The following is a 26475-nucleotide window of genomic DNA, read 5'->3' as shown; positions in this document are numbered from 1 at the left end:
GAGGTGGGGGCGGGGGGTGGGCAGACGGTGACGGGGCCGGTGAGGAAGGGGGCGAGGGTTTCCAGGACGGCGTCCTGGAGGGCGGCGTCGAGGAGGTTGACGCGGGAGGTGTCCCGGTCGTACCAGGCGAGGGTGGTGCCGTCGGGGTGGTGGACGTAGAGGCGGTCGTGGGTGCGGTGGCGGGACGGTGTGACGCGCAGTCGGGTCATACGGGTGGTCACCCCCTTGTTCCATGGGAACAGGGGGTGCGGGGTGCGGGCAAGGTGGGGGGTTCGGGCGCAGTTCCCCGCGTCCCTTACGGGGCGCCCCTTACCCTCTGTCCTATCCATCCCGGTATGTTGCGAATATGCGGCGGACCGGGTGGCGTGGGGTCGAGGTCTTGCTCATTTCGCTTGCCGTGGTGCTGTCCGTCTGCGGGTATTGCGCGGTCGGGCTCGCACGGCACGGGGCCGTGCCGCCGGGGGCGGCCGGGTACGGGGCCGGGCTCGCCGTCCTCGCGCTGCTCGCGCATCTCGCCGTACGGTTCCGGGCGCCGCTCGCCGACCCCGTGCTGCTGCCCATCGCCGTACTGCTGAACGGGCTCGGGCTGGTGCTGATCTACCGGCTGGACCTGGAGACGCCGGGCGACGCCGCCGCGCCGACCCAGCTCAACTGGTCCACCCTCGGCGTCGCGCTGTTCATCGTGGTGGTCGTGGTCCTGGACGACCACCGGGTGCTCCAGCGGTACGCGTACGTGAGCGTCGTCGGGGCGCTCGCCCTGCTCACCGTGCCGATCTTCTTCCCGGCGGTGAACGGCGCCCGGATCTGGGTGCGGATCGCCGGGTTCTCGTTGCAGCCGGGCGAGTTCGCGAAGGTGCTGCTCGCCGTGTTCTTCGCCGGGTACCTCGCCGCCAACGGGCACGCGCTGGCGTACGCCGGGCGCCGGCTGTGGCGAGTGCAGTTCCCCACCGGGCGGGTGCTCGGGCCGGTCGTGGCGATCTGGCTGCTCAGCGTGGGGGTCCTGGTGCTGGAGCGGGACCTCGGCACCTCGCTGCTGTTCTTCGGGCTGTTCGTCGTCCTGCTGTACGTCGCCACCGGGCGCACCGGCTGGGTGGCCGTCGGGCTGCTGCTGGCGGTGGCCGGCGCGCTGGCCGTGGGGCGGCTGGAGCCGCATGTGCACGGGCGGGTCGAGGACTGGCTGCACCCCTTCGCCTCCATCGAGGCGGGCCAGGGCCCCAACCAGCTCGCCCAGTCGCTGTTCGCGTTCGCCGCGGGCGGGCTGCTCGGCACCGGCCTCGGCGCGGGCCACTCCATCCTCATCGGCTTCGCCGCCAAGTCGGACTTCATCCTGGCCACGGCCGGGGAGGAGCTGGGGCTGGCCGGGCTGGTCGCGGTGTTCGGTCTCTACGCGCTGCTGGTGGAGCGCGGTTACCGGGCCGGGCTCGCGCTGCGCGATCCGTTCGGCCGGCTGCTGGCCGTGGGGCTCGCCTCGATCCTGGCGCTGCAAGTGTTCGTGATCGCGGGCGGGGTGACGGGGCTGATCCCGCTCACCGGGATGGCGATGCCGTTCCTGGCGCAGGGCGGGTCGTCGCTGGTCACCAACTGGATCATCGTCGCGCTGCTGATCCGGCTCAGCGACTCCGCCCGCCGCGACGAGAGCGAGGCGGAGGCCGCGCCCGGCGGCAGGACACCGGTCACGCAGACCGGGACCGCCGCCTCCCAGGACAGAGACCGACCGGCGACCGACGGAACGGCGGCCCCATGACCCGGTACATCCGCCGCGCCGCGCTGCTGTGCGCGCTGCTGCTGGTGGCGCTGCTCGTCAACGTGGTGCGCGTCCAGCTCGTGCGGTCCGACGACTACGCCGGCAACCCGGCCAACCGCCGTACCGACATCGCCCGCTGGGGGCAGCCGCGCGGTGACATCCTGGCCGGCGGCGACCCGGTGACCGGCTCGCGCGACACCGGCGGGATGTTCCGGTACGCGCGGACGTACACCGACGGCCCGCTGTACGCCCCGGTCACCGGCTTCGCCTCGCAGGTGTACGGCACCACGCTGCTGGAGCACGCCCAGGACGGACTGCTCGCCGGCACCGACCCGGGGCTCGCCGCCCTCCCCCTCCTGCACGGCCTCACCCGCGCCCGCTCCACCGGCGGCACGGTGGTGACGACGATCGACCCGGACGCCCAGCGCGCGGCCTACGAGGGGCTGGCCGGGCGGCGCGGGGCGGTGGCGGCCCTCGATCCGGTGACGGGGCGGATCCTGGCGCTGGTGTCGGTGCCGTCGTACGACCCGGGCGAGCTGTCGGGCACGGGGGACGCCTCGGCACGGGCCTGGCGGCGGCTCAACAGCGACCCGGACCGGCCGATGCTGAACCGGGCGATCAGCCAGACCTATCCCCCGGGCTCGACGTTCAAGGTGGTCACGGCCGCGGCGGCCCTCGACGCCGGCGTGGTCGACGATCTGGACGCCGAGACGGCCTCCCCCGACCCGTACACCCTGCCGGGCACCCGGACCCGGCTGACCAACGAGGTGGACGGCTGCGCCGACGCCTCCGTGCGATACGCCTTCGAGTGGTCCTGCAACACGGTGTTCGCCAAGCTCGGCGTGCGGGTCGGGGCGGAGGCGATGGCGCGTACGGCGGCCTCCTTCGGGTTCGGCGACGCGGGGCTGCGGGTGCCGTTCCCGGTGGCGCGGTCCACGTTCGCCGCGAAACAGGACCGGGCCCAGCTGGCGCTGTCGTCGATCGGGCAGTACGACACCCGGGCCACCCCGCTGCACATGGCGATGATCGCCTCGGCGGTGGCGGGCGACGGCACGGTCCCGGTGCCCTGCCTCGTGGAGCGGACCACGACCGCGGCCGGCACCACCCTCTCCGCCACCCGGCCGCGCACCCTGCACCGGGCGATGCGGCAGCGGACGGCCGAGCGGCTGCGGGAGCTGATGACGGGCGTGGTGGAGGAGGGCACCGGCACCAACGCGGCGATCCCCGGGGCGGTCGTGGGCGGCAAGACGGGCACCGCGCAGCACGGCGTGGGCAATGCGGGGACGCCGTACGCCTGGTTCATCTCCTGGGCGCGGAGCGAGGACGCGCCGGCCCCGGCGGTGGCGGTCGCGGTGGTGGTGGAGGACGCGGGGGCGCGGGGCGAGATCAGCGGGGGCGGGGACGCGGCGCCGATCGCCCGTGCGGTGATGGAGGCGGTGCTCGACAACCGGGCGGCGGCGGACACGCGCTGACGGCCTCCGTACCGCGCACCGCCCACACCGCCCGCACTGCCCGCAAGCTCACACCGCCAGCCCGCCCGCTCACACCGCCCGCCCGGGAGTGTGCGAAGTACGGGAGTGTGCGAAGTACGTGGGAAGTGGGACGCGGGGGATTGACGTCCTTGCTGACAAGCAGTCTCATAAGAGTCGGGCCGCAGGTAACCACCGGTAACCCATGTCCGGGTGCCCGCTGGGCGGCGCCGCGAACTCCATACGCACGTACGCAGGTACGGGCATGTACGCAGCTACGCACGTACGACGAGGTGGGAACGAATGACGACCGTGACGGAGGCCGAGGTGCTGCGCGACGCGCTCGGCCTGCTCAAGGACCGGGAGCAGGTGGCGAAGCGGCTGCTCGACTCCTCCGCCAAGCACTCCTTCGATCCCGACAAGGAGCTGGACTGGGAGGCCCCCTTCGAGGAGGGCAAGTGGTTCTGGCCGCCGGAGCTGGTGTCGCTGTACGGCACCCCGCTGTGGAAGCGGATGAGCGAGGAGCAGCGCGTCCTGCTCTCCCAGCACGAGGCGGCGGCGCTCGCCTCGCTCGGCATCTGGTTCGAGATCATCCTGATGCAGCTGCTCTGCCGCCACATCTACGACAAGGCGGCGACGAGCGCGCATGTGCGGTACGCGCTCACCGAGATCGAGGACGAGTGCCGGCACTCCAAGATGTTCGCCCGGCTGATCTCGCGCGGCGGCACCCCCTGGTACCCGGTGAGCCGGATCCACCAGAACCTGGGCCGGCTGTTCAAGACGATCTCCACCACGCCCGGCTCCTTCACCGCGACCCTGCTCGGCGAGGAGGTGCTCGACTGGATGCAGAGGCTGACCTTCCCCGACGAGCGCGTGCAGCCGCTGATCCGCGGGGTCACGCGGATCCACGTCGTGGAGGAGGCACGGCACGTGCGGTACGCCCGCGAGGAGCTGCGCCGGCAGATGATGACGGCGCCGCGCTGGTCGCAGGAGTTCACCCGGGTCACCTCCGGCGAGTTCGCGCGGGTCTTCTCCGTCGCCTTCGTCAACCCCGAGGTGTACACCAACGTCGGCCTGGACCGGCGCGAGGCGATGGCGCAGGTGAAGGCGAGCGGCCACCGCAAGGAGGTCATGCAGACGGGCTCCAAGCGGCTGACGGACTTCCTGGACGACATCGGCGTGCTGCGCGGCGCCGGCCGCCGGCTGTGGAAGTCGTCGGGGCTGCTTGCGTAGGGCCGCGAAGGGCGGACGGGGGGTGGCCGGCCGCCCCGCGTTACGCTCGGCCCATGACCTCCGAGGCCGCCCCGACGACCCGTGCGCCGCGCGCGTACCGCCGGCTCAGTGTCGAGGAGCGGCGCAGCCAACTGCTCACCGCCGCGCTCTCGCTGTTCGCGCACCGGGTGCCCGAGGACGTCTCGCTGGACGAGGTCGCCGAGGCGGCCGGGGTCTCGCGGCCGCTGGTCTACCGCTACTTCCCCGGCGGCAAGCAGCAGCTGTACGAGGCCGCGCTGCGCTCGGCCGCCGAGGAGCTGGAGCACTGCTTCGCCGAGCCGCCCGTGGGCGCGCTCACCGAGCGGCTGGGCCGCGCCCTGGACCGCTATCTGGCCTTCGTGGACGGCCACGACGCCGGGTTCAGCGCGCTGCTCCAGGGCGGCAGCGTGGTGGAGACCTCGCGGACGACGGCGATCGTCGACGGGGTGCGCCGGGCCGCCGCCGACCACATCCTGAGCCACCTGGAAGCCCCCGGGCCGAGCTCGCGGCTGCGGATGACGGTCCGCATGTGGATCACCTCGGTGGAGGCGGCCTCCCTCATCTGGCTCGACGAGGGCAAGCGGCCGTCGGCCGGGGAGCTGCGCGACTGGCTGGTCGAGCAGTTCATGGTGTCTCTGGTGACGGCGGCCGGGCGCGACGAGGCGACCGCCGCGGTGGTGCGGCGGGCGCTGGCGATGGAGAGCGCCGAGGGCCCGGTCGGGGCACTGGCCCGCCGGATGGCGCCGGTCCTCGCCGACGCGGCACATCTGCTGTGAGGCTCGTCCGAGCGGAGACGGGCGAGACTGGTGGGGTGAAGAGCGCAGACACCCCCTTCGTGGGCGGCCCGCTGGACGGGCGCGTCCTGCCCGTGCTGCTCGGCCTGACCGGGCACCCCCCGAAGACCTACCGGGTCCCGGTCCCCGACGTCGCGGGCGGCCCGCCGACCGTGCTGGTCTACCGGCGGGTCCAGCACGGGCGCGGCCGGCTGGGGCTGAGCCAGAGCTGGCGGTACGAGTTCGACGCCGGGGGCGACAGCGGGGGGCGCGGGCCGCGTTGGCCGTGGTCCAGGCCCGGGCCGACGGCGTCCCGTACGCCGCCGGGCGCCGCCGCGCCGGACGCCACGCCGGGGGACGGCGGGGACCGCTCCGAAGGGTGACCCGGCTGCTCCGATGCGACCACCCGGGAGGCGCCCGGGTCGCGGTCACATGATCCTGCCGGTGCGCGGGCGGAGGGGCCGTCCGCCTCCGGAGGTGATGACGTGTCAGGACGCCTGCTCCGTCTGGTCTGTACGGCGGCGGTGACCGCCTCGGTCGTACTGGCGCCGACCCGCGCGGCGGCCGACCCCGCACCGGAGGAACGGCCGCTGTCCGAGCTCCTGACCGACCTCTCGGAGCTGTACCGGGGCGCCGAGCAGGCCACCGAGACGTACAACGCCACCGCGGAGAAACTCGCCCGGCAGCGCACCGGGTCGGCGAAGCTGGACGGCGAGCTGGCCGCGGCCCGGCGCTCGCTCGACGACGGCCGCGGGGCGGCGGGGCGGCTCGCCCGGCAGCAGTACCAGGGCGTCTCCGGCCTCTCCCCCTACGTACGGCTGCTGCTCGCCCGCGATCCGCAGCAGTTCCTCGACCAGGCGCACGTGGTCGGCCGGCTCGCGCGCGAGCGGGCCGAGACGGTGACCCGGCTGTCCGGCGGGGCCCGTCGCGCCGACGCCCTCGCGCATGCCGCGCGGCGCGCGCTCAACCGGCAGCAGAACCTCGCCGACCAGCAGCGGAAGGACCGCGACACCGTCCGCACCAAGCTCGGCGCCGTCGAGAAACTGCTCGCCTCGCTGAGCCCCGAGCGGCTCGCGGAGGTGACCCGGCTGGAGCAGGAGCGGACGGCCGCCGCGCAGAACGAGCTGCTCACCTCCGGGACGGTCGGCGACGACGGCCGGCCGCCCTCGCCCGCGGGCGCCGAGGCGCTGCGGTACGCCGTCGACCAGATCGGCAAGCCGTACCGGTGGGGGGCGGCGGGGCCGGCCTCGTACGACTGCTCGGGGCTGACGTCGGGGGCGTGGCGGGCGGCGGGCCACCCCATCCCCCGCACGAGCCAGTCCCAGTGGGCCGGCCTCCCCCACGTCCCGCTGACCGCGCTGCGCCCCGGCGACCTGGTGCTCTACCACCCCGACGCGACGCATGTGGCGATGTACGCGGGCCACGGCATGGTGGTGCAAGCCCCCCGCCCCGGCGCGACGGTCACCATGACCCCACTGGCCACGGCCCCGGTCCTGGGCGCGGTCCGCCCACCGGGGTAACCGTCACGGCGACTTCGCGACCCGGCGCCAACCGGGTGCCGCCTGCGCCCACCCGTGCCGCCCCAGCGGCACGACTGCCCGCAGGGGCGGCAGGGGCGGCGGGGGCGGGAAAACCCGAAGGTCACCCCCCGGCCACAGACCCCAGATACGCCGCCGTCTTCTCCGGCTCGTAGAAGAAGTTCTCGAAGTCCGACGGGTCGTCGAACCCGTTGGCGAACCGGTCCGCGACCGGTGCCAGCTCCCCCGCCGCCCCGATCAGGTTCAGCACATGCTCCGGCGGCGGACCGAGCATCGCGTTCGTCCACTTCGTGACATGCCGCGCGGTCGCCCAGTACCGCTCGAACGCCACCCGCATCCACTCCTCGTCGAACGGCTCCTCGCCCCGCTCCACTATCGACTCCAGATAGGACGCCGCACACTTGGACGCCGAGTTCGCCCCCTGCCCCGTGACGGGATCGTTGGCGACGACCACGTCGGCGACCCCCAGCACCCGCCCCCCGGACGGCAGCACCCCCACCGGATTCCGCACGGTCGGCGCGTACCGCCCCGCCAACGTGCCCCCCGCGTCCGTCAGTTCGACCTTCGTCGCCCGCGCGTACTCCCACGGCGTGTACCGCTCCATCAGCTCCAGCGTCAGCGCCAGGTGTTCGGACGGGTCCTTGACCCCCTGGAAGACGTCGAGCGGCCCGCCGGGTATGCCCTCCCAGAAGAGGATGTCGGCGCGCCCGGACGTCGTGAACGTCGGCATCACGAACAGCTCGCCCACGCCGGGCACGAGGTTGCAGCGGACGGCGTCGTACTCCGGGTGCTCGGGGCGCGGCCCGAGCCCGTGCACATAGGCGACGGCGAGGGCGCGCTGCGGCTCGCGGTAGGGGGAGCGGGCGGCGTCGCGGCCGAACATCGACACCAGTTCGCCCTTGCCGGCCGCGACGAGGACGAGGTCGTACGTGCGGGAGAAGTAGTCGAGGTCGCCGACGGCCGCCCCGTGGATGACGAGCTGACCGCCGCGCTGGGCGAAGGTCTCCATCCACCCGGCCATCTTCACCCGCTGGTCGACGGACTGGGCGTACCCGTCGAGCCGGCCGACCCAGTCGATGGCGCGCTGGGCGGGCCCGCTCTCGTAGGAGCCGGGGGCGGCGACGGAGACGCCGAGCCCCTCGATGCGCGGGGCCCGGGACTCCCAGAAGTTGAGCTCCAGGTCACGCTCGTGCTGAAGGGCGGTGTGGAACATGCACTGCGTCGACATGACCCGCCCGGAGCGGATCTCGTCCGCGGTCCGGTTGGACATGACGGTGACCTCGTACCCGTGCGACTGGAGGCCGAGGGCGAGCTGGAGCCCGGACTGGCCGGCTCCGACGACGAGTATCTTCCGCATGCGGCTGCTGTCTCCCTACGGCTTCAGGCGTGACTACGGCATCAGGCATGACTACGGCTTCAGGCATGGCTACGGCTTCGGACTGATGCCCGGGCTACTCGGGCGACATCTCCAGGGCGTGGCGCACCAGCCCGAGCAGCGTCTCGATCGCCGAGATCCGCCGCCGCGCGTCCATGATCATTACAGGGATGTGCGAGGGAATCGTCAACGCTTCGCGCACGTCCTCCGGTTCGTACCGCTCGCTGCCGTCGAAGTGGTTGACGGCGACGATGTACGGCAGCCCGCAGCTCTCGAAGTAGTCGAGGGCGGGGAAGCAGTCCGCGAGCCGCCGGGTGTCGGCCAGGACGACCGCGCCGATCGCGCCGCGCACCAGGTCGTCCCACATGAACCAGAACCGCTGCTGGCCGGGGGTGCCGAAGACGTAGAGGACCAGGTCGTCGTCGAGCGTGAGGCGGCCGTAGTCCATGGCCACGGTGGTGGTGAGCTTCTGCGGGGTGTCCGACAGGTCGTCGGTCTCCGCGCTCGCCTCCGTCATCAGCGCCTCGGTCTGCAACGGCGTGATCTCCGAGACGGCGGTGACGAGGGTCGTCTTGCCGACGCCGAAGCCGCCCGCGACGACGATCTTCGTGGCGATGGGCGCGCGGGTGCGGTCCTTCTGCCAGGGTTGGAGCTGCTCCTCGTCGTCGAGGAGCGGGGCGACGCCCGGGGAGGCGGCGTCGCGTGCGACGCCCGCCACGGTGGCGTCAGAGACGGCGGAGTCCACTCAGCACCCTTTCCAGCAGCGCGCGGTCCGGCTGTCCGGGGCCGTGACCGGTTCCGTACACACGGATCTTTCCCTGGTCCGCGAGGTCGCTCAGCAGCACCCGGACCACGCCGAGCGGCATCTTGAGCAGGGCCGCGATCTCGGCCACCGTCCGCATGCGGCGGCAGAGTTCGACGATGGCCCGCATCTCGGGCATCACGCGGGAGGCAAGTGAACCATTGGTCAGCTCACGGCGCTCCTCGGGGGCCTCGAGTGCGGCGACGAAGGTCTCCACGAGCAGGACGTGCCCGAAGCGGGTGCGGCCGCCGGTGAGCGAATAGGGGCGCACCCGGGCGGGTTTGCGGTCACCGCCGCGGACGGGGAGTTTCCGGGGCGCGTCCCCGGGTGCGGTGGTGGCGGTCATCGATCGCCTCCCGGCCGCGCGTCCTCGTCGGTCTCCAGGGACTTGCGCAGCTCGCTGCGGAGTTCGGGGGTGAGGACGTGTCCGGCCCGGCCGACGAAGAGGGCCATGTGGTACGCGACGACGCTCATGTCGCAGTCCGCGGAGCCGTGCACGCCGAGCAGGGAGCCGTCGCTGATCGACATGACGAAGAGGCTGCCCTCGTCCATCGCGATCATGGTGTGCTTGACCTCGCCGTACCCGACCAGTTTCGCGGCGCCGATGGTGAGGCTGCCGATGCCGGAGACGATGGTGGCGAGGTCGGCGGAGGAGCCGCGGGGGCCGGCGGGGGTGTCACCGCCGGCGGTACGGGCCGCGGCGACGGCTCCGGGGTCGGAGGAGAGCAGCAGCAGACCGTCGGAGGAGACCACCGCCACCGAGAGGATGCCGGGCACCTCCTCGACGAGGTTGGTCAGCAGCCACTGAAGGTTGCGGGCTTCGCTGCTCAGTCCGTAGGTAGTGGACGCGGTCAACTGCTTGCCTCCTCGACGGTGCCCCCCGATGTGTCCACGGCCGCGGTGTTCTGCGCGGGGCCGTGATCTGTGCTGCCGGGCTCGGGTGCGGTGCCCTGACCGGGCCGGGCGGTCTGTCCGGTCCGCTCGGCGAGTTCCTCCTCTGCGGCGCGGGCGCCCTTCCGTGCGCCCTGGTGGAAGCCGCCGAGCCGGCGCCGCAGCGCCTCGGCGTCCACGCCGCCGGTCCGGGCCCGGGGTGCCTCGACGGGCGTGGCGATACGGGGCGTGCGCTTGGGCAGCCCCTTGGCGGTGAGCCGGGGCGCACGGGCCGACGCGGGCGCCGGCGCGTCACCCTCCGCGCCGCTGCGCTCGTGGCTGTCGGGGCCTATGGAGTAGGGCCCGCCGCCACGGGCTCCGGCACCGGGCGCACCGGCCGGGAACTCGCCGACGGTCGGCCCGGAGGGCGGCTGGGCGGAGTGGCCCCGGGGGTCCTGGGCGTCCTGCGCGTCCTGGGCCGGCTCCGCCGGGGGCGTCGGCGCGAGCAGCTCCATGGTCGTCTCCGGGGTGACGCCCTCGGCGTCCGGCCCGGACCTCGCCCCGGGCACGACGGCGCCCTGGCTGTCGCGTCGCGCGGCGCCACCGCCTTCGGGGGTGCCGTCGTGTCCGGCGGGCCCGTCGTGCCGCACGGTGCCGTCGTGCCACACGGTGCCGTCGTCCTCGGCGGCTCCGCCGTGCCGTACGTCGGCGTCGTCGTCGGTTACGTCGTGCCGTACGGGGGCGCGGCCCTCGGCGGCCTCGCCGTCATCGGCGGCTCCGCCGTACTCGATGGCACCGCCATGCTCGGTGGCACGGCCACCTGCGGCAGTCCCGCCGTCCCCGGCAGTCCCGCCGTCCCCGGCAGTCCCGCCGTGCTCGGCGGCCCCGCCGTGCCGTACGTCCTCCGTGGCCGCGGTGGCCGGGGCGGCCGTCGTCCTGGGCGCGCCCGAGGGGGCCGCGGCGTCCGTGGCGCCGGGCTCGCCCGGGTCCGCCGCCGCGGCCTCTGCCGCCGCATCCGCCGCCGTCTCCGCCTCCTGCGCGCGGATCGTCGCTTCCGCCGCCGCGATCAGGGGGTCCTCGTCGCCGGGCGGTTCGGGGGCCGTGAGGCGTTGGCGGTGCGGCAGGACGTTGCCGTTGGCCTCGGCGCCTGCACCCGGCAGCCGCAGCGCCTCCGTACCGGAGGCTGCCGAGGGCGCGGCGACCGCCGTCGCCTCCGCGCCGGCCATCAGCGCCTCCGGCAGCACCACGACGACCGTGCTGCCGCTCTGCTGCTGCCCGCGCAGCCGCACCCGCACCCCGTGCCGGTGGGCGAGCCGGGCGACGACGTACAGGCCGAGCCCGAGGCCTTCGCCGTCCTCCGTCACGTACGGCTGTGCGGGGTCGAAGTCGGTGAGCCGGGCGTTGAGCCGGGTCAGCCGGTCGGGGGTGATGCCGATGCCCTCGTCCTGGACGGAGAGCATGACCTCGCCGTTCTCCAGCAGCCAGCCGGACACCTCCACGGGCGCGTCCGGCGGCGAGAACGACGTGGCGTTCTCCAGCAGTTCGGCGAGGAGGTGCGAGAGGTCGTCCGCGGCGAACCCGGTGACATGCGCGTGCGGCGGCAGCGCGGCGATGCGGACGCGGTCGTACCGCTCGATCTCGCTGACGGCGGCCCGCACCACGTCGACCAGCGGCACGGGCCCGGCGTGCTGCTGCCCGTGCTCCGCGCCGGCGAGGACGAGGAGGTTCTCGCTGTGCCGGCGCATGACGGTGGCGAGGTGGTCGAGCTTGAAGAGCGTGCCGAGCCGCTCGGGGTCCTGCTCGCGCTCCTCCAGCCCCTCGATGACGCCGAGCTGGCGCTCCACGAGGGCGAGCGTGCGCAGCGCGAGGTTGACGAACGTGCCGTGGATGCTGCTGCGGGCCTGCTCCAACTGCCGGCCGGCCGCGTCGAGTTCGGCGCGCAGCCGCTGCCGCTCGTCGGCGACGGACTGCCGCTTGTCGATGAGGTGCTTGCGGTCGCTCTCCAGCGTGCCGACGCGGCTCTGGAGGGCGACGGCGTGCGCGTGCAGCGCGTTGACGGAGCGGACGACCTGCGCGAACTCGTCGTTGCGGCCGGTGAACTTGACCGGCTCCTCCGCGGCCGGGTCAGCGGCCAGCCGCGCGGAGCCCTTGCGGAGCACGGCGAGCGGCCGGGTGAGACTGCGGGCGAGCGCGGTGGCGATCGCGACGGCGAGGAGGACGAGCGCGCCGAGGACGGCGATGCGGATCTCCAGCGCGGTGACATCGTCGTCGCGCAGCTGTTCGAGGTCCGTGCCGCGGTGCTCGTAGAGGGAGGACTCGGCGCCCCGCATCGCGTCGATGCGGGCGGACAGGGCCGTCTCCAGCTTGGTGCCGCTGGTGCCGAGGTCGCTGTCGGAGAGGGTGGGCTGGTCGGTGAGGCTCGCCAGGTACTTCTCGGCGGTGGCGACCTCGGGCCCGGTGACGGTGGTGTCGTACGTGTTCTTCGCGGCGCCGGTCGCGGTGGCGCGGAACCCGGCGACGGCGGCGTCGGAGCGAACGTCGGCCTGCTGGGCCGCGGCGCTGAGCGCGTCGCGCTGCTTGGCCTCGGCGGCCGTGGCGGTGCTGGTCGTGGTCGGCAGCCCGGTGACCGGGTCGATGACGGTCCGCGTGCCGTGCGGGACGGCGAGCGCGGCCAGCAGCAGCCCGCGGGCGGCGCCGGCCTGCTGGACGGCGGTGTCGAGCGAGGCGAGCGCGTGGTCGCCGGAGCCGGCCCGGGGCGGCATCTTCTCGGCGAGCTCCTCGGCCAGTGCGTGGAGTTCGCCGAGGGCGTCGGTGTAGGCGCGGTGGGTGTCGAGGGCGCCGCTCTTGCCGGTGAGGGCGGCCCGGCGGACGGCGGCGACGTCGTCGAGGGCGGTGCGCAGCCCGGCGGGGAGGTCGGAGTCGGCGCGCAGTTCCTCGATCTGCCGGTCGACGCGGGCGCTCTGCTGCTCGCCGGGCGCCTTGGACTTGGGACGTCCGGCGGCGACGAAGACGGTGACCTGGTCGCGTTCGTCGGCCAGGGAGTGCGCGAGGGAGAGCGCGTCGCGCGTCTGGGCGTTGAGCGTGACGAGGCTCTGGGAGTCGTTGAGGTCGCCCGAGGCGGCGACGACGCTCGGCGCGCCGGCACCGGCGACGGCGGCGGCCACCACGGCCACCGCGACGATCAGCCGGTTGCGGACGTGCGTGGGCCGTCCCCTTCCCACGGACTCGGAGGAGGCGCCGTCCTGTGCGGGAGGCGTCTGCTTGCCTGGGCGCCGAGGCCGCGTTTTCTGCACCGGTGCTCGCATTCCTGACTCGTCTACCAAGGGCCCGGACGACGTCCCGTCACGGGGGCGGGTCGTCCCGGTACGGCTCCCGACCCTCCCAGTGGCGCTGGGCAGTGGCCCCACTTCGCCCGGCCCGCCACCCGAAGGAGTGAACCCCGGCGGGGAGTTGGCGGGCAAGTTCCTCCGGCGTGTGCCACGGCGGTGCACGGCGGGCCGGTTGGACGTCGGGGCCGTGCTTTGGCACTATTCGCCGCCACGCTTCACCGGATCCCGTCAATCGGTGCCAAACCCGGCGGCGGGAGCGGAGGTCCGCGCCCGTCCGGCGGCGAATGACGGGCTTTTGTGAACCCTGTGAAGGGCTCGTGCAGACTGGCCGGATGCGTACGGAACTGATCTCGGAACCCGCCGGCCCCGGCCGTCCCAACGAGGACTTCGCCGCCCTCGCCCTGCCCGCCTCGGGACAGGGCGGCGCGCTGGCGGTACTGGACGGGGTGACGCCGCCGGCGGCCGAGCCGGGCTGTACGCACTCCGTGCCGTGGTTCTGTGCGCGGCTGGGCGGCGCCCTGACCGAACTGTCCGTTTCCCGGCGGGATCTGTCGCTGCCACAGGTGCTGTCCGCGGCGATTTCCCGCACGGCGGACGCACATGCCACGACCTGTGACCTTTCTCACCCGCGCACGCCACAGGCAACCGTGGCGGTGGCGCGCTGGGACGAAGCGGTGGTGGAGTACCTGGTCCTGTGCGACGCGGTGCTGCTCCTTGAGTCGCCGGACGGCGCGGTGACGCCGGTCCTGGACGACCGCCTGGCCCGTCTGCCGCGCGCGGCGCTCGCCTCGGCGGCGGTGGTGGACGGGACGCTGCGCAACAAGGAGGGCGGCTTCTTCACGGCGGCGGCGGATCCGGGTGTGGCGGAGCGGGCGGTGAGCGGGATGGTGCCGCGGGGGTCCGTCCGGGCGCTGGCCGGCCTGACGGACGGGGCGGGGCGGTGGGTGGAGACCTTCGGGGAGGGTGAGTGGGGGGAACTGTTCGGGGTGCTCAGGAGGGAGGGTGCGGGGGCGTTGGTGGAGCGGGTGCGGGAGTTGGAGCACGGCGATGCGGAGGCGCGCGCCCGGTTGGGCTCGGCGAAGACGCACGACGACGCGACGGTGGTGTTCGTGGAGCTGTGAGGGGTTCCGCCCCCGCCCCTTCGCCGCGTGGGCGCGAGCAACCACGAATCCACCCGCAGCCGCCCGGCGACCCGTACCCCCGAGCTATGGGGCGCTGTCTTCCTCCCACCCCGTGATACCCAGGTTCAACTCCCGCAGCAGCCTTGCCAGCTCGGCCACCTCCCGCGCGTCCCAGTGCGCGAGCTTGCGCACATACCGCGCCCGCCGCGCCACCCGTACGCGCGCGACCCGCCGGCCGCCCTCCTCCGTGAGGTGGACGAGCCAGGCGCGGCCGTCCGCGGGGTCCGGTTCGCGGGCGACGAGGCCGAGTTCCTCCAGCGCCCGCAGCTGGCGGGACATCGTCGCCTTGCCCACCCCGACGAACGCCGCGAGATCCGTCGCCCGCTGCCGGCCGCACTCCTCGAGCCGTACGAGCAGCCCGTACGCGGCGGGCTCCAGATCGGGGTGGACCTCGCGCGCCATCTCGCCCTGCTGGGCCCTGGCACGCCGCATCAGCATGGTCAACTCCCGCTCCAGGGCGAGGAATTCCGGCGGCGCCTGCTCACCGTCGGACACCGGCGCCGCCCGGACGGTGCCGGACCCGCCCTCTCTGGTTCCGTCCTCGTGCACGTCAGCACTCCCGAGCTGGTTTCGCCGTACTGAAAGTTTCCGCCACGCGTGGCCGTTGCCGCAGTTCCGCCAGTATTTCGCAGGCGTAGACCAACGGCAGCCTCCGGCCCCCCTTCCCCGCCCGGGTCTACGTGCGTAGCGTCCCGTGCCGCCAGGACCTGCCAGGCAGTGAACGCCGGACCACCGACCCCACTCGGAGGCAGTCATGCCCGTGCACAAGAAGAGAGCGGGCGCCCGCCTGCTCGCCGCGGCGCTCGCGCTCACCGCGCTGCCGCTGCTCGCCGTCCATCCCGCCGACGCCGCCGGCACCCCCGCCCGCGGCACCGCCCACATGGGCATGGGCGTCCTCGCCCACGACGGAGGGGACGGCACCCCGGCCCCCACCGCCGCCGCGCAGACCGAGGGCGTGGACGTCTCCGGCCACCAGGGGAACGTGGCCTGGTCCACCCTGTGGAGCAGCGGCGTGCGGTGGGCCTACACGAAGGCGACGGAGGGCACGTACTACACGAACCCCTCCTTCGCCCAGCAGTACAACGGCTCGTACGACGTCGGCATGATCCGCGGCGCGTACCACTTCGCGACGCCCGACACGACGACCGGCGCCGCCCAGGCCGACTACTTCGTCGACCACGGCGGCGGCTGGTCCCGCGACGGCAAGACGCTGCCGGGGACGCTGGACATCGAGTGGAACCCGTACGGGGCGGCCTGCTACGGCAAGTCGGCGAGCGGGATGGTGAGCTGGATCCGCGACTTCCTGAACCGCTACAAGTCCCGCACCGGCCGGGACGCCGTCATCTACACGGCCACGAGCTGGTGGACGCAGTGCACCGGCGACTACGCCGGCTTCGCCACCGCCAACCCCCTGTGGATAGCCCGCTACGCCTCCACACCCGGCACCCTCCCCGCCGGCTGGTCCTTCCAGACCATGTGGCAGTACACGTCCTCCGGCCCCACGGTGGGCGACCACGACAAATTCAACGGCGCCCTGGACAGGGTCCAGGCCCTGGCCAACGGCTGAGAGCACACCGCGCCCTGAAGGGGCGCGGGAAACTGCGCGACAAGCCCCCACCCACCCGCACACCCCGGGGGTCCGGGGGCGGAGGCCCCGGGTTGGGACGGGAAGGGGCGGCGGGGGCGAAAAACTCCCCCGCCGCGCCCACCCCACCCCTCACGCAGCCACCGGCACCGCATCCCGAGAGACATCCGCGGGCGCCAGCGCCAGCTCCAGCACCTGCCGCACATCCGTCACCGGATGCACCTCCAGCTTGGCCAGCACCTCCGCCGGCACATCATCCAGATCCGCCTCGTTCCGCTTCGGGATGATCACCGTCGTCACCCCCGCCCGATGCGCCGCGAGCAACTTCTGCTTCACACCCCCGATCGGCAGCACCCGCCCGGTCAACGACACCTCCCCCGTCATCGCCACATCCGTCCGCACGAGCCGCCCGCTCAGCAGGGAGGCCAACGCGGTGGTCATCGTGACGCCGGCGCTCGGCCCGTCCTTCGGTACGGCCCCCGCCGGGAAGTGAATGTGCACGCCCCGGTCCTTGAGGTCGCCCACCGGCAGTTCCAGCTCCGCCCCGTGCGACCGCAGGAAGCTCAGCGCGATCTGCGCCGACTCCTTCATCACGTCACCGAGCTGCCCGGTCAGCGTCAGCCCCGCCGCCCCCGTCTCCGGATCGGCCAGCGACGCCTCCACGAAGAGAACGTCACCCCCCGCCCCGGTGACCGCGAGCCCGGTCGCGACCCCCGGCACGGCGGTGCGCCGCTCGGCCGGGTCCTGGGCGGACTCGGGCACGTGGTGCGGCCGCCCGATCAGCGCACGCAGATCGTCCGCGCCGACCGTGAACGGCAGCTCGCGCTCCCCCAGTTAGTGCTGGGCCGCGACCTTCCGCAGCAGCCGGGCGATCGACCGCTCCAGGGTGCGCACGCCCGCCTCGCGGGTGTACTCCCCGGCCAGCCGGCGCAGCGCGCCCTCGTCGATCGTGACCTCCTCGGCGGCGAGACCCGCCCGCTCCAGCTGGCGCGGAAGCAGGTGGTCGCGGGCGATGACGACCTTCTCGTCCTCCGTGTAGCCGTCGAGCCGGACCAGTTCCATCCGGTCGAGCAGCGCCTCCGGAATGGCCTCCAGCACGTTGGCGGTGGCCAGGAAGACGACGTCGCTCAGGTCGAGCTCGACCTCCAGGTAGTGGTCCCGGAAGGTGTGGTTCTGCGCGGGGTCGAGGACTTCGAGGAGGGCCGCGGCCGGGTCGCCCCGGAAGTCGGAGCCGACCTTGTCGATCTCGTCGAGGAGGACGACGGGGTTCATGGACCCCGCCTCCTTGATCGCCCGTACGATGCGGCCGGGCAGCGCGCCGACGTACGTACGCCGGTGGCCGCGGATCTCCGCCTCGTCCCGCACACCGCCGAGCGCGACCCGGACGAACTCGCGCCCCATCGCGTGGGCGACGCTCTCGCCGAGCGAGGTCTTGCCGACCCCGGGCGGGCCGACCAGCGCGAGCACGGCACCGCCGCGCCGGCCGCCGATCACTCCGAGCCCGCGGTCGGTACGGCGCTTGCGCACCGCGAGGTACTCGGTGATCCGCTCCTTGACGTCCTGAAGGCCGGAGTGCTCGGCGTCGAGCACCGCCTTGGCGCCCTGGATGTCGTAGGCGTCCTCGGTGCGGGTGTTCCAGGGCAGTTCGAGGACGGTGTCCAGCCAGGTGCGGATCCAGGAGCCCTCGGGGGACTGGTCGCTGGACCGCTCCAGCTTGTCGACCTCCTTGAGCGCGGCCTCGCGGACCTTCTCGGGCAGGTCGGCGGCCTCGACGCGGGCGCGGTAGTCGTCGGACTCCTCGCCGTCCTTCTCCCCGTTGATCTCGCGCAGTTCCTTGCGGACGGCTTCGAGCTGACGGCGCAGCAGGAACTCGCGCTGCTGCTTGTCGACGCCCTCCTGGACGTCCTTGGCGATCGTCTCGGCGACGTCCTGCTCGGCGAGGTGGTCGCGCAGCTGCTGGGTGGCGAGCTTGAGCCGGGCGACCGGGTCGGCGGTCTCCAGCAGTTCCACCTTCTGCTCGGTGGTCAGGAAGGGCGAGTAACCGGAGTTGTCGGCGAGCGCGGACACGTCGTCGATGGCCTGCACCCGGTCGACGACCTGCCAGGCACCGCGCTTGCGCAGCCACGCGGTGGCGAGCGCCTTGTACTCCTTCATCAGCTCGGTGACCTGGCCGGGCAGCGGATCGGGGACGGTCTCCTCGACGCGGGTGCCCTCCACCCAGAGCGCGGCGCCGGGGCCGGTCGTGCCGGCGCCGATCCGTACGCGGCTCCGGGCCCGGACGAGGGCGCCGGGGTCGCCGTCCGCGAGCCGGCCGACCTGCTCGACGGTGCCGAGGACACCGGTGCCGGCGTAGGTGCCGTCGACGCGCGGCACGAGCAGCACGCGCGGCTTCCCGGGACTCGCACCGACGGCGGCCTGCGCGGCCTCCACGGCGGCGCGTACGTCGGAATCACTCAGGTCCAGCGGCACCACCATGCCCGGCAGCACGACCTCATCATCGAGCGGCAGCACGGGAAGGGCGAACGGCGTGTACGGAGACGACGAGGACGGGGACTCAGCAGCCATGATCTTCCTCTCGACAGTGAAGTTGAGCTATCCCGACTCAATCCCCCTGAGCCTCCGAATGTTCCCCACCCCGCGTTCGCCCACAGCGATCACCCGCCCGCCAGGGGTGCGCCACGCAGGCGCGAGCACTCACCGCGCCCCTGTAAGGGGCGCGGGCAACTGCGCGAGAAGTCCCCACCGGCGGTCGGCCGACACCGCACCCCGGGGTCCAAGGGGCGAAGCCCCTTGGAGGGTGGGGAAGGGTAGGGGCGGCGGGGGCGAAAAACTTCCCCGCACCCCACTCCCCGTCACCCACAATGACCCCCATGCCCCACCCCACCACCGACGCCACCCCGACCCCGCGCCCCACCCCCACCGAACCCCCCGTCACCCTCGACACCCGCTCCGGCCCCGCCGGCGACATCACCCTCCGCCGCCACGGCCCCCACCTCCAGATCATCGCCAACGGCTGCTTCCTCATGGACACCTCCGACGGCCGCTCCGAACGCCGTCTCGTCGACGCGGCCCACGAAGCCCTGCCCGCAGGCCGGGAAAACCCCGCCGTCCTCATCGGCGGCCTCGGCGTCGGCTTCTCCCTCGCCCACGCCGCCGCCGACCCCCACTGGGGCCCCATCACAGTCGTCGAACGCGAACCCGCCGTCATCGACTGGCACCGCACCGGCCCCCTCTCCCCCTACACCGCCGACGCCCGCGCGGACCCCCGCACCCGCATCCTCGAAGCGGATCTGATCACTTACGTCAATGAGACATCGGACACATACGACGCCCTCTGCCTGGACATCGACAACGGCCCCGACTGGACCGTCACGGAGGACAACGAAACCCTCTACTCACCTTCCGGACTGGCAGGCTGCGCAAGGGTGTTGAGGCCCGGCGGAGTACTCGCCGTATGGTCCGCACAGCCCTCTCCGGAATTTGAAGGAACCCTACGGAATGCCGGGTTCCAACAGGTGCGTACCGAAGAGATCCCCGTTGCCCGGGGCGTTCCCGACGTGGTTCACCTGGCGGTCCGCCCCGGATAGCCGAGCGACTGTTACTGCCCGTACGCTGCTCCCCTGACGCGGATCATTCACAGCACAACGACGCGTCACCGCAGACATGGGATCACCCCACGGATTCCGGAAAGCAACCCCAGGGGCGGGCGATGGAGCAGACACACACCTCCCACAACGGCACGGCGACGACGAACGGCGCGCAGCGCCGGGTTCTGGTGGTCGAGGACGACCAGACGATCGTCGACGCCATCGCGACCCGTCTGCGCGCCGAGGGATTTCTCGTGCAAACGGCGGGCGACGGCCCGTCCGCGGTCGACACCGCCGAGGCCTGGCAGCCCGATCTGCTGATCCTCGACGTGATGCTGCCCGGCTTCGACGGGCTCGAGGTCTGCCGCCGGGTGCAGGCCCAGCGCCCGGTGCCGGTGCTGATGCTCACCGCGCGCGACGACGAGACCGACATGCTGGTCGGCCTCGGCGTCGGCGCCGACGACTACATGACCAAGCCGTTCTCCATGCGGGAACTGGCCGCCCGGGTGCACGTCCTGCTGCGCCGGGTGGAGCGGGCCGCGCTCGCCGCGACGACTCCGCGCTCGGGCATCCTCCGCCTGGGCGAACTGGAGATCGACCACGCGCAGCGCCGGGTCCGGGTGCGCAGTGAGGACGTGCATCTGACGCCCACCGAGTTCGACCTGCTGGTCTGCCTGGCCAACACCCCGCGTGCCGTACTCTCGCGCGAGCAGCTGCTCGCCGAGGTGTGGGACTGGGCGGACGCGTCCGGGACGCGGACCGTGGACAGCCACATCAAGGCGCTGCGGCGGAAGATCGGTGCGGAGCGGATCCGCACGGTGCACGGTGTGGGCTACGCGCTGGAGACGCCGACGCCCTGAGCGGGCTCTCCCGCCCCGCTCCCGGCGGCAGCGCCGCCGGATCCCCGCGGGAGCAGGGCAGCCGAAGGGGGCTGGAAGCGATGAGCGGTGCCGGTGGAACGCGCCGGGGCGCGGTCTTCGGACGCGTGGCGGCCGCGGCGCGCAGGGCGAACCCCCGTAGTGACACGGCAGCGGGACGCGGTACGGCAGCGGCGCGCGCCGGCGCGGCCGCGGGGCGCAGGTCCGGCAGGGTGCGCTCCCGGAACGCGACGGCCGCCGGGCGCAAGGCACGCCCCGGGCGCGCCCCGAGGGCGGCGAGAGGCGCGTCCGGGTACGGCGCGGCCACCGGGCCGGGCCCGGGTCCCGGTTCCGCACACGAGTCCGGCCGCGGTCTGTGGCCCTTCTCCGTCAAGACCAAGCTCGGCACGCTGGTCGTCGTCTCCGTCTTCATCACCACGGGTCTGCTGATGATCGCCGTGCGGACGCAGACCGAGCTGCGCTTCATCACCGTCTTCTCGGTGATCGCCACCCTGCTGATCACCCAGTTCGTGGCACACTCGCTCACCGCCCCGCTGGACGAGATGAACGCCGTGGCCCGCTCCATCTCGCACGGCGACTACACCCGCCGGGTGCGCGAGAACCGCCGCGACGAGCTGGGCGACCTGGCGCAGACGATCAACCGCATGGCCGACGAGCTGGAGGCGCAGGACAGCCGGCGCAAGGAGCTGGTGGCGAACGTCTCGCACGAGCTGCGCACGCCCATCGCGGGGCTGCGCGCGGTGCTGGAGAACATCGTGGACGGCGTCACCGAGGCGGACCCCGAGACGATGCGCACGGCGCTGCGGCAGACCGAGCGGCTCGGCCGCCTGGTGGAGACGCTGCTGGACCTCTCCCGGCTGGACAACGGCGTCGTCCCGCTGAAGAAACGCCGCTTCGAGGTGTGGCCGTATCTGGCCGAGATGCTCAAGGAGGCCAACATGGTGGCCTCCGCGCGCGCGGGCATCGCCTCCGGCTCCGGCGGTCACACCCGCAAGGACGTCCATCTGCACCTCGACGTCCACCCGCCGGAGCTGACCGCGCACGCGGACCCCGAGCGCATCCACCAGGTCATGGCCAACCTCATCGACAACGCCGTCAAGCACAGCCCGCCGCACGGCAGGGTGACGGTCAGGGCGCGGCCGGGGCAGGCGCCGGACTCGCTCGACCTGGAGGTGCTCGACGAGGGGCCGGGCATTCCGCGCTCCGAGTGGCACCGGGTGTTCGAGCGGTTCAACCGGGGCGCGGTCCGCTCCCCGCACGGGCCCGGCAGCGACGGCGGCACGGGTCTGGGGCTGGCGATCGCGCGCTGGGCGGTGGATCTCCACGGTGGCCGGATCGGCGTGGCCGAAAGCGAGCGGGGCTGCCGCATCCAGGTCACCCTTCCAGGGCTCCCCTCTTCGCCAAGTTGACGTAAAGTGCGCAGCGGAGCCGCATGATCCACCGGCTGTCCCGCCACGGCCGGGCACGGTGTGGACACGTGTGATCAAGGCCACCGGGCCACCGCACGGAGCGGCGGACCGGGCCCCGGTCCGACCGCTGCGGCTCCCCTGGGAGGCCGCCCGTGCGCCGCTCCCTCGGGCTCCCGTACCCTTTTCGACCGTAACCGCGCTTGTTTCCCGCCAATTCCGGCGGCGAAACACGGTTTTCAATGTGATGTACGTGACGATGAACCGGCCCGACCTCACCTTCCCGGTCACGGAGGCGTAGCCTTTATTCCCGCTGTCCATCACCTTGTGAAGCGGAAGAGGGCGGTTGCCGCCGTGTCGCCACAGTCCCCCAGTAACTCGAGCATCTCCACCGAGACCGACCAAGCCGGGAAGAACCCCGCGGCCTCGTTCGGTGCCAATGAGTGGCTCGTCGATGAGATCTATCAGCAGTACCTCCAGGACCCGAATTCGGTAGACCGCGCCTGGTGGGACTTCTTCGCGGACTACAAGCCCGGGGCGGCTGCCACCCCGGCCCCGGCGGGTGACGCGGCTGCGGGGGCCGCGCGGACCGACGCCGCTCCCACCACCCCGGCTCAGCCGGCCGCTCCGGCCCCGCGCGCCGCGCAGTCGGCCGCCCCCGCGAAGCCCGCGACGCCGGCGGCCGCGCCCGCCGCCGCACCGGCCAAGCAGGCCGCGAAGCCCGCGGCCGCGGCCCCCGCGAAGCCCGCTGCCGCCGCCAAGGCCGCACCGGCCGCCAAGGCGGCTCCGGCGACCGAGGCCCCCCAGGGCCCCGAGTACGTCACGCTGCGCGGTCCCTCCGCGGCCGTCGCGAAGAACATGAACGCCTCACTGGAGATGCCCACGGCCACGTCCGTGCGCGCGGTCCCGGTGAAGCTGCTGTTCGACAACCGCATCGTCATCAACAACCACCTCAAGCGGGCCCGGGGCGGGAAGATCTCCTTCACCCACCTCATCGGCTACGCGATGGTGCAGGCCATCAAGGCCATGCCGTCGATGAACTGGCACTACGCGGAGAAGGACGGCAAGCCGACCCTCGTCAAGCCGGAGCACGTCACCTTCGGCCTGGCGATCGACCTGGTGAAGCCCAACGGCGACCGCCAGCTCGTCGTCGCCGGCATCAAGAAGGCCGAGACGCTGAACTTCTTCGAGTTCTGGCAGGCCTACGAGGACATCGTCCGCCGCGCCCGCGAGGGCAAGCTGACGATGGAGGACTTCAGCGGCGTCACGGTCTCCCTGACCAACCCCGGGGGCCTGGGCACCGTCCACTCCGTGCCCCGCCTGATGCCCGGCCAGTCGGTCATCATGGGCGTCGGCTCCATGGACTACCCGGCCGAGTTCCAGGGCACCTCCCAGGACACCCTGAACAAGCTGGGCATCTCCAAGGTGATGACCCTCACCTCGACGTACGACCACCGGGTCATCCAGGGCGCCGCCTCCGGCGAGTTCCTGCGGATCGTCGCCAACCTGCTCCTCGGCGAGAACGAGTTCTACGACGAGATCTTCAAGGCGCTGCGCATCCCCTACGAGCCGGTCCGCTGGCTCAAGGACATCGACGCCAGCCACGACGACGACGTCACCAAGGCCGCCCGCGTCTTCGAGCTGATCCACTCCTACCGGGTCCGCGGCCACGTCATGGCCGACACCGACCCGCTGGAGTACCAGCAGCGCAAGCACCCCGACCTGGACATCACCGAGCACGGGCTCACCCTGTGGGACCTGGAGCGCGAGTTCGCGGTCGGCGGCTTCGCGGGCAAGTCCCTGATGAAGCTGCGCGACATCCTCGGCGTGCTGCGCGACTCGTACTGCCGCACCACCGGCATCGAGTTCATGCACATCCAGGACCCCAAGCAGCGCAAGTGGATCCAGGACCGCATCGAGCGCCCGCACAGCAAGCCCGAGCGCGAGGAGCAGCTCCGCATCCTGCGCCGCCTCAACGCGGCGGAGGCCTTCGAGACCTTCCTCCAGACGAAGTACGTCGGCCAGAAGCGGTTCTCCCTGGAGGGCGGCGAGTCCGTCATCCCGCTGCTCGACGCCGTCCTCGACTCGGCCGCCGAGTCGCGCCTGGACGAGGTCGTCATCGGCATGGCCCACCGCGGCCGGCTGAACGTGCTGGCGAACATCGTCGGCAAGTCCTACGCGCAGATCTTCCGCGAGTTCGAGGGCAACCTCGACCCGAAGTCGATGCACGGCTCCGGCGACGTCAAGTACCACCTGGGCGCCGAGGGCACCTTCACCGGTCTGGACGGCGAGCAGATCCGCGTCTCGCTGGCCGCGAACCCCTCCCACCTGGAGACGGTCGACCCGGTCATCGAGGGCATCACCCGTGCCAAGCAGGACATCATCAACAAGGGCGGCACCGACTTCACCGTCATGCCGGTGGCGATCCACGGCGACGCGGCCTTCGCGGGCCAGGGCGTGGTGGCCGAGACCCTGAACATGTCGCAGCTGCGTGGCTACCGCACCGGCGGCACGGTCCACATCGTCATCAACAACCAGGTCGGCTTCACCGCCGCCCCGGAGTCCTCCCGCTCGTCCATGTACGCCACGGACGTGGCCCGCATGATCGAGGCCCCGATCTTCCACGTGAACGGCGACGACCCGGAGGCCGTCGTGCGTGTGGCGCGGCTCGCCTTCGAGTTCCGCCAGGCGTTCAACAAGGACGTGGTGATCGACCTCATCTGCTACCGCCGCCGCGGTCACAACGAGTCGGACAACCCGGCCTTCACCCAGCCGCTGATGTACGACCTGATCGACAAGAAGCGCTCGGTGCGCAAGCTCTACACCGAGTCGCTCATCGGTCGCGGCGACATCACCCTGGAGGAGGCCGAGCAGGCGCTCCAGGACTACCAGGGCCAGCTGGAGAAGGTCTTCACGGAGGTCCGCGAGGCCACCGCGCAGCCGGCCGCCCCGCACTCGCCGGACCCGCAGGCCGAGTTCCCGGTCGCCGTCAACACGGCGATCTCCACGGAGGTCGTCAAGCGGATCGCCGAGTCCCAGGTCAACATCCCCGACCACTTCACCGTCCACCCGCGGCTGCTCCCGCAGCTCCAGCGCCGGGCGTCGATGGTCGAGGACGGCACGATCGACTGGGGCATGGGCGAGACCCTCGCCATCGGCTCCCTCCTCCTGGAGGGCACCCCGGTGCGCCTCTCCGGGCAGGACTCCCGCCGCGGCACGTTCGGCCAGCGCCACGCGGTGCTGATCGACCGGGAGACCGGCGAGGACTACACCCCGCTGCTGTACCTGTCGCAGGAGCAGGCCCGCTACAACGTCTACGACTCGCTGCTCTCCGAGTACGCGGTCATGGGCTTCGAGTACGGCTACTCGCTCGCCCGTCCGGACGCGCTGGTGATGTGGGAGGCGCAGTTCGGCGACTTCGTCAACGGCGCCCAGTCGGTGGTCGACGAGTACATCTCGGCCGCCGAGCAGAAGTGGGGCCAGACCTCCGGCGTCACGCTGCTGCTGCCGCACGGCTACGAGGGCCAGGGCCCGGACCACTCCTCGGCCCGCATCGAGCGGTTCCTGCAACTGTGCGCGCAGAACAACATGACGGTCGCCCAGCCGACGTCCCCGGCGAACTACTTCCACCTCCTGCGGTGGCAGGTGCACAACCCGCACCACAAGCCGCTGGTCGTCTTCACCCCGAAGTCGATGCTGCGCCTGAAGGCGGCGGCCTCGAAGGCGGAGGAGTTCACCACCGGCCAGTTCCGTCCGGTCATCGGCGACGACTCGGTCGACCCGGCCGCCGTCAAGAAGGTCGTCTTCTGCGCGGGCAAGGTCTACTACGACCTCGCCGCCGAGCGTCAGAAGCGCGGCGCGAACGACACGGCCATCATCCGCATCGAGCGTCTGTACCCGCTGCCGGGTGCCGAGCTCCAGGCGGAGATCGCCAAGTACCCGAACGCCGAGAAGTACCTGTGGACGCAGGAGGAGCCGGCGAACCAGGGTGCCTGGCCGTTCATCGCGCTCAACCTGATCGACCACCTGGACCTGGCGGTCGGCGCGGACGTCCCGCACAGCGAGCGTCTGCGCCGCATCTCCCGGCCGCACTCCTCCTCCCCCGCCGTGGGTTCCGCGAAGCGGCACCAGGCGGAGCAGGAGCAGCTGGTCCGCGAGGTGTTCGAGGCGTAACCGCCGAGTTCGACGAAGGCCGGGCCGCACCCTCTCCCGGGGGGGGTGCGGCCCGTCCGCGTCTCCCCCTCCCCGCCATATCCTTGACCCCATGTACTTCACCGACCGTGGCATCGAGGAACTGGAGAAGCGGCGCGGCGAGGAGGAGGTCACCTTCGAGTGGCTCGCCGAGCAACTCCGCACGTTCGTCGATCTCAACCCCGACTTCGAAATCCCGGTAGAACGCCTGGCCACCTGGCTGGCCCGCCTGGACGACGAGGAGGACGAGGACTAGGGGAGGAGGGCGAGGGGAGGAGGACGAGGGCCGGGGAGGGACGGGACGGTACGGCGGGGGCGACAGGAGCGGCGGGGGCGAAGAACGCCCAGCTCCCCGTCACTTCCACCCCCACCCCACCCGCACACCTCCCACCACCCCGTCCACCACCAACAGCACCCCCGCCACCACCCACCCCGCACGCCGCCGCCACACCCCCCAGACGACCACCGGCACCCCCACCCCCACCTGCGCCCACGC

General features: G+C 72.7%; 19 protein-coding genes and 2 pseudogenes. 13 read left to right on the top strand and 8 right to left on the bottom strand.

Annotation, left to right across the window (positions count from 1 at the left end):
• A pseudogene (locus IO29_RS28710) lies at positions 1–221 on the bottom strand (NERD domain-containing protein); the annotation flags it as partial.
• Between the two features lie 125 nt (positions 222–346).
• Here IO29_RS28710 and IO29_RS28705 point away from each other — a divergent pair.
• The 6 genes from IO29_RS28705 (at position 347) to IO29_RS28680 (ending at position 6757) form a co-directional block, all read left to right on the top strand.
• Positions 347–1744 carry an FtsW/RodA/SpoVE family cell cycle protein gene (locus tag IO29_RS28705; protein WP_051708004.1) on the top strand — a complete coding sequence of 466 codons (1398 nt, stop codon included), beginning with the start codon at positions 347–349 and terminating at the stop codon, positions 1742–1744.
• Positions 1741–3216 (top strand): penicillin-binding transpeptidase domain-containing protein, encoded by a 1476-nt coding sequence (locus IO29_RS28700; RefSeq protein WP_030383180.1) that lies wholly within the window; start codon positions 1741–1743, stop codon positions 3214–3216. Before IO29_RS28705 ends, IO29_RS28700 begins: the two co-directional genes overlap by 4 nt.
• Before the next feature lie 300 nt (positions 3217–3516).
• The gene (locus tag IO29_RS28695; RefSeq protein ID WP_030383181.1) at positions 3517–4446 is read left to right on the top strand and encodes an AurF N-oxygenase family protein; all 930 of its coding nucleotides are present in this window, start codon (positions 3517–3519) and stop codon (positions 4444–4446) included.
• Between the two features lie 53 nt (positions 4447–4499).
• A complete protein-coding gene (locus tag IO29_RS28690; RefSeq protein WP_030383182.1) occupies positions 4500–5240 on the top strand; it encodes a TetR/AcrR family transcriptional regulator in 741 nt (246 codons plus the stop codon).
• Between the two features lie 35 nt (positions 5241–5275).
• On the top strand, positions 5276–5620 hold the full coding sequence (locus IO29_RS28685; protein ID WP_033226826.1) for a hypothetical protein: 345 nt from the start codon (positions 5276–5278) through the stop codon (positions 5618–5620).
• A gap of 102 nt (positions 5621–5722) precedes the next feature.
• On the top strand, positions 5723–6757 hold the full coding sequence (locus IO29_RS28680) for a C40 family peptidase (RefSeq protein ID WP_030383184.1): 1035 nt from the start codon (positions 5723–5725) through the stop codon (positions 6755–6757).
• A 121-nt stretch (positions 6758–6878) separates the two neighbouring features.
• On the opposite strand, the gene IO29_RS28675 is transcribed toward IO29_RS28680, so the two are convergent.
• The 5 genes from IO29_RS28675 to IO29_RS28655 form a co-directional block, all read right to left on the bottom strand.
• Positions 6879–8132: a styrene monooxygenase/indole monooxygenase family protein gene (locus IO29_RS28675; protein ID WP_030383185.1), complete on the bottom strand. Its 1254-nt coding sequence runs from the start codon at positions 8130–8132 to the stop codon at positions 6879–6881.
• Positions 8133–8226: 94 nt separating this feature from the next.
• Positions 8227–8895, bottom strand: coding sequence for a GTP-binding protein (locus tag IO29_RS28670; protein ID WP_051708003.1), 669 nt, complete (start codon positions 8893–8895; stop codon positions 8227–8229).
• A complete protein-coding gene (locus IO29_RS28665) occupies positions 8876–9298 on the bottom strand; it encodes a DUF742 domain-containing protein (protein ID WP_030383187.1) in 423 nt (140 codons plus the stop codon). The genes IO29_RS28670 and IO29_RS28665 overlap by 20 nt, the downstream gene beginning before the upstream one ends.
• The gene (locus tag IO29_RS28660) at positions 9295–9807 is read right to left on the bottom strand and encodes a roadblock/LC7 domain-containing protein (protein ID WP_030383188.1); all 513 of its coding nucleotides are present in this window, start codon (positions 9805–9807) and stop codon (positions 9295–9297) included. The genes IO29_RS28665 and IO29_RS28660 overlap by 4 nt, the downstream gene beginning before the upstream one ends.
• Positions 9804–13127, bottom strand: a complete 3324-nt coding sequence (locus IO29_RS28655; protein WP_078618572.1) for a sensor histidine kinase — start codon at positions 13125–13127, stop codon at positions 9804–9806. Before IO29_RS28655 ends, IO29_RS28660 begins: the two co-directional genes overlap by 4 nt.
• 356 nt (positions 13128–13483) lie before the next feature.
• Between IO29_RS28655 and IO29_RS28650 the strand changes: the two genes are divergently transcribed.
• Positions 13484–14272: a protein phosphatase 2C domain-containing protein gene (locus IO29_RS28650; RefSeq protein WP_030383190.1), complete on the top strand. Its 789-nt coding sequence runs from the start codon at positions 13484–13486 to the stop codon at positions 14270–14272.
• 84 nt (positions 14273–14356) lie between these two features.
• Here the strand turns inward: IO29_RS28650 and IO29_RS28645 are convergent, their stop codons facing one another.
• Positions 14357–14881 (bottom strand): MarR family winged helix-turn-helix transcriptional regulator, encoded by a 525-nt coding sequence (locus IO29_RS28645; RefSeq protein WP_030383191.1) that lies wholly within the window; start codon positions 14879–14881, stop codon positions 14357–14359.
• Between the two features lie 205 nt (positions 14882–15086).
• On the opposite strand from IO29_RS28645, the gene IO29_RS28640 reads away from it, so the two are divergent.
• Positions 15087–15899 (top strand): lysozyme, encoded by an 813-nt coding sequence (locus IO29_RS28640; RefSeq protein WP_030383192.1) that lies wholly within the window; start codon positions 15087–15089, stop codon positions 15897–15899.
• A gap of 150 nt (positions 15900–16049) precedes the next feature.
• Here IO29_RS28640 and lon read toward each other — a convergent pair.
• Positions 16050–18482 (bottom strand): annotated as a pseudogene (lon, locus tag IO29_RS28635) (endopeptidase La).
• A gap of 305 nt (positions 18483–18787) precedes the next feature.
• Here lon and IO29_RS28630 point away from each other — a divergent pair.
• The 5 genes from IO29_RS28630 (at position 18788) to IO29_RS28610 (ending at position 26235) form a co-directional block, all read left to right on the top strand.
• The gene (locus IO29_RS28630; RefSeq protein ID WP_037840626.1) at positions 18788–19504 is read left to right on the top strand and encodes a spermidine synthase family protein; all 717 of its coding nucleotides are present in this window, start codon (positions 18788–18790) and stop codon (positions 19502–19504) included.
• A 122-nt stretch (positions 19505–19626) separates the two neighbouring features.
• On the top strand, positions 19627–20364 hold the full coding sequence (locus tag IO29_RS28625) for a response regulator transcription factor (RefSeq protein ID WP_030383430.1): 738 nt from the start codon (positions 19627–19629) through the stop codon (positions 20362–20364).
• A gap of 371 nt (positions 20365–20735) precedes the next feature.
• On the top strand, positions 20736–21791 hold the full coding sequence (locus tag IO29_RS28620; RefSeq protein WP_030383431.1) for a HAMP domain-containing sensor histidine kinase: 1056 nt from the start codon (positions 20736–20738) through the stop codon (positions 21789–21791).
• Between the two features lie 351 nt (positions 21792–22142).
• Positions 22143–25961: a multifunctional oxoglutarate decarboxylase/oxoglutarate dehydrogenase thiamine pyrophosphate-binding subunit/dihydrolipoyllysine-residue succinyltransferase subunit gene (locus IO29_RS28615; RefSeq protein ID WP_030383432.1), complete on the top strand. Its 3819-nt coding sequence runs from the start codon at positions 22143–22145 to the stop codon at positions 25959–25961.
• A gap of 91 nt (positions 25962–26052) precedes the next feature.
• Positions 26053–26235, top strand: coding sequence for a DUF6104 family protein (locus tag IO29_RS28610; protein ID WP_030383433.1), 183 nt, complete (start codon positions 26053–26055; stop codon positions 26233–26235).
• The last annotated feature ends 240 nt before the right edge of the window (positions 26236–26475 follow it).

This window comes from Streptomyces sp. NRRL F-6676, from assembly GCF_000725625.1.
Classification (GTDB): domain Bacteria; phylum Actinomycetota; class Actinomycetes; order Streptomycetales; family Streptomycetaceae; genus Streptomyces.
Note: the sequence above shows the minus strand (reverse complement) of the source record. Positions and strands in the feature narration are given on the sequence as shown.

Coding starts and splice junctions, on each gene's coding strand:
- IO29_RS28700 (WP_030383180.1), top strand. CDS start 1,741: ATGACCCGGTACATCCGCCGCGCCGCGCTGCTGTGCGCGCTGCTGCTG.
- IO29_RS28630 (WP_037840626.1), top strand. CDS start 18,788: ATGCCCCACCCCACCACCGACGCCACCCCGACCCCGCGCCCCACCCCC.
- IO29_RS28705 (WP_051708004.1), top strand. CDS start 347: ATGCGGCGGACCGGGTGGCGTGGGGTCGAGGTCTTGCTCATTTCGCTT.
- IO29_RS28650 (WP_030383190.1), top strand. CDS start 13,484: ATGCGTACGGAACTGATCTCGGAACCCGCCGGCCCCGGCCGTCCCAAC.
- IO29_RS28695 (WP_030383181.1), top strand. CDS start 3,517: ATGACGACCGTGACGGAGGCCGAGGTGCTGCGCGACGCGCTCGGCCTG.
- IO29_RS28625 (WP_030383430.1), top strand. CDS start 19,627: ATGGAGCAGACACACACCTCCCACAACGGCACGGCGACGACGAACGGC.
- IO29_RS28665 (WP_030383187.1), bottom strand. CDS start 9,298: ATGACCGCCACCACCGCACCCGGGGACGCGCCCCGGAAACTCCCCGTC.
- IO29_RS28675 (WP_030383185.1), bottom strand. CDS start 8,132: ATGCGGAAGATACTCGTCGTCGGAGCCGGCCAGTCCGGGCTCCAGCTC.
- IO29_RS28640 (WP_030383192.1), top strand. CDS start 15,087: ATGCCCGTGCACAAGAAGAGAGCGGGCGCCCGCCTGCTCGCCGCGGCG.
- IO29_RS28655 (WP_078618572.1), bottom strand. CDS start 13,127: ATGCGAGCACCGGTGCAGAAAACGCGGCCTCGGCGCCCAGGCAAGCAG.
- IO29_RS28690 (WP_030383182.1), top strand. CDS start 4,500: ATGACCTCCGAGGCCGCCCCGACGACCCGTGCGCCGCGCGCGTACCGC.
- IO29_RS28610 (WP_030383433.1), top strand. CDS start 26,053: ATGTACTTCACCGACCGTGGCATCGAGGAACTGGAGAAGCGGCGCGGC.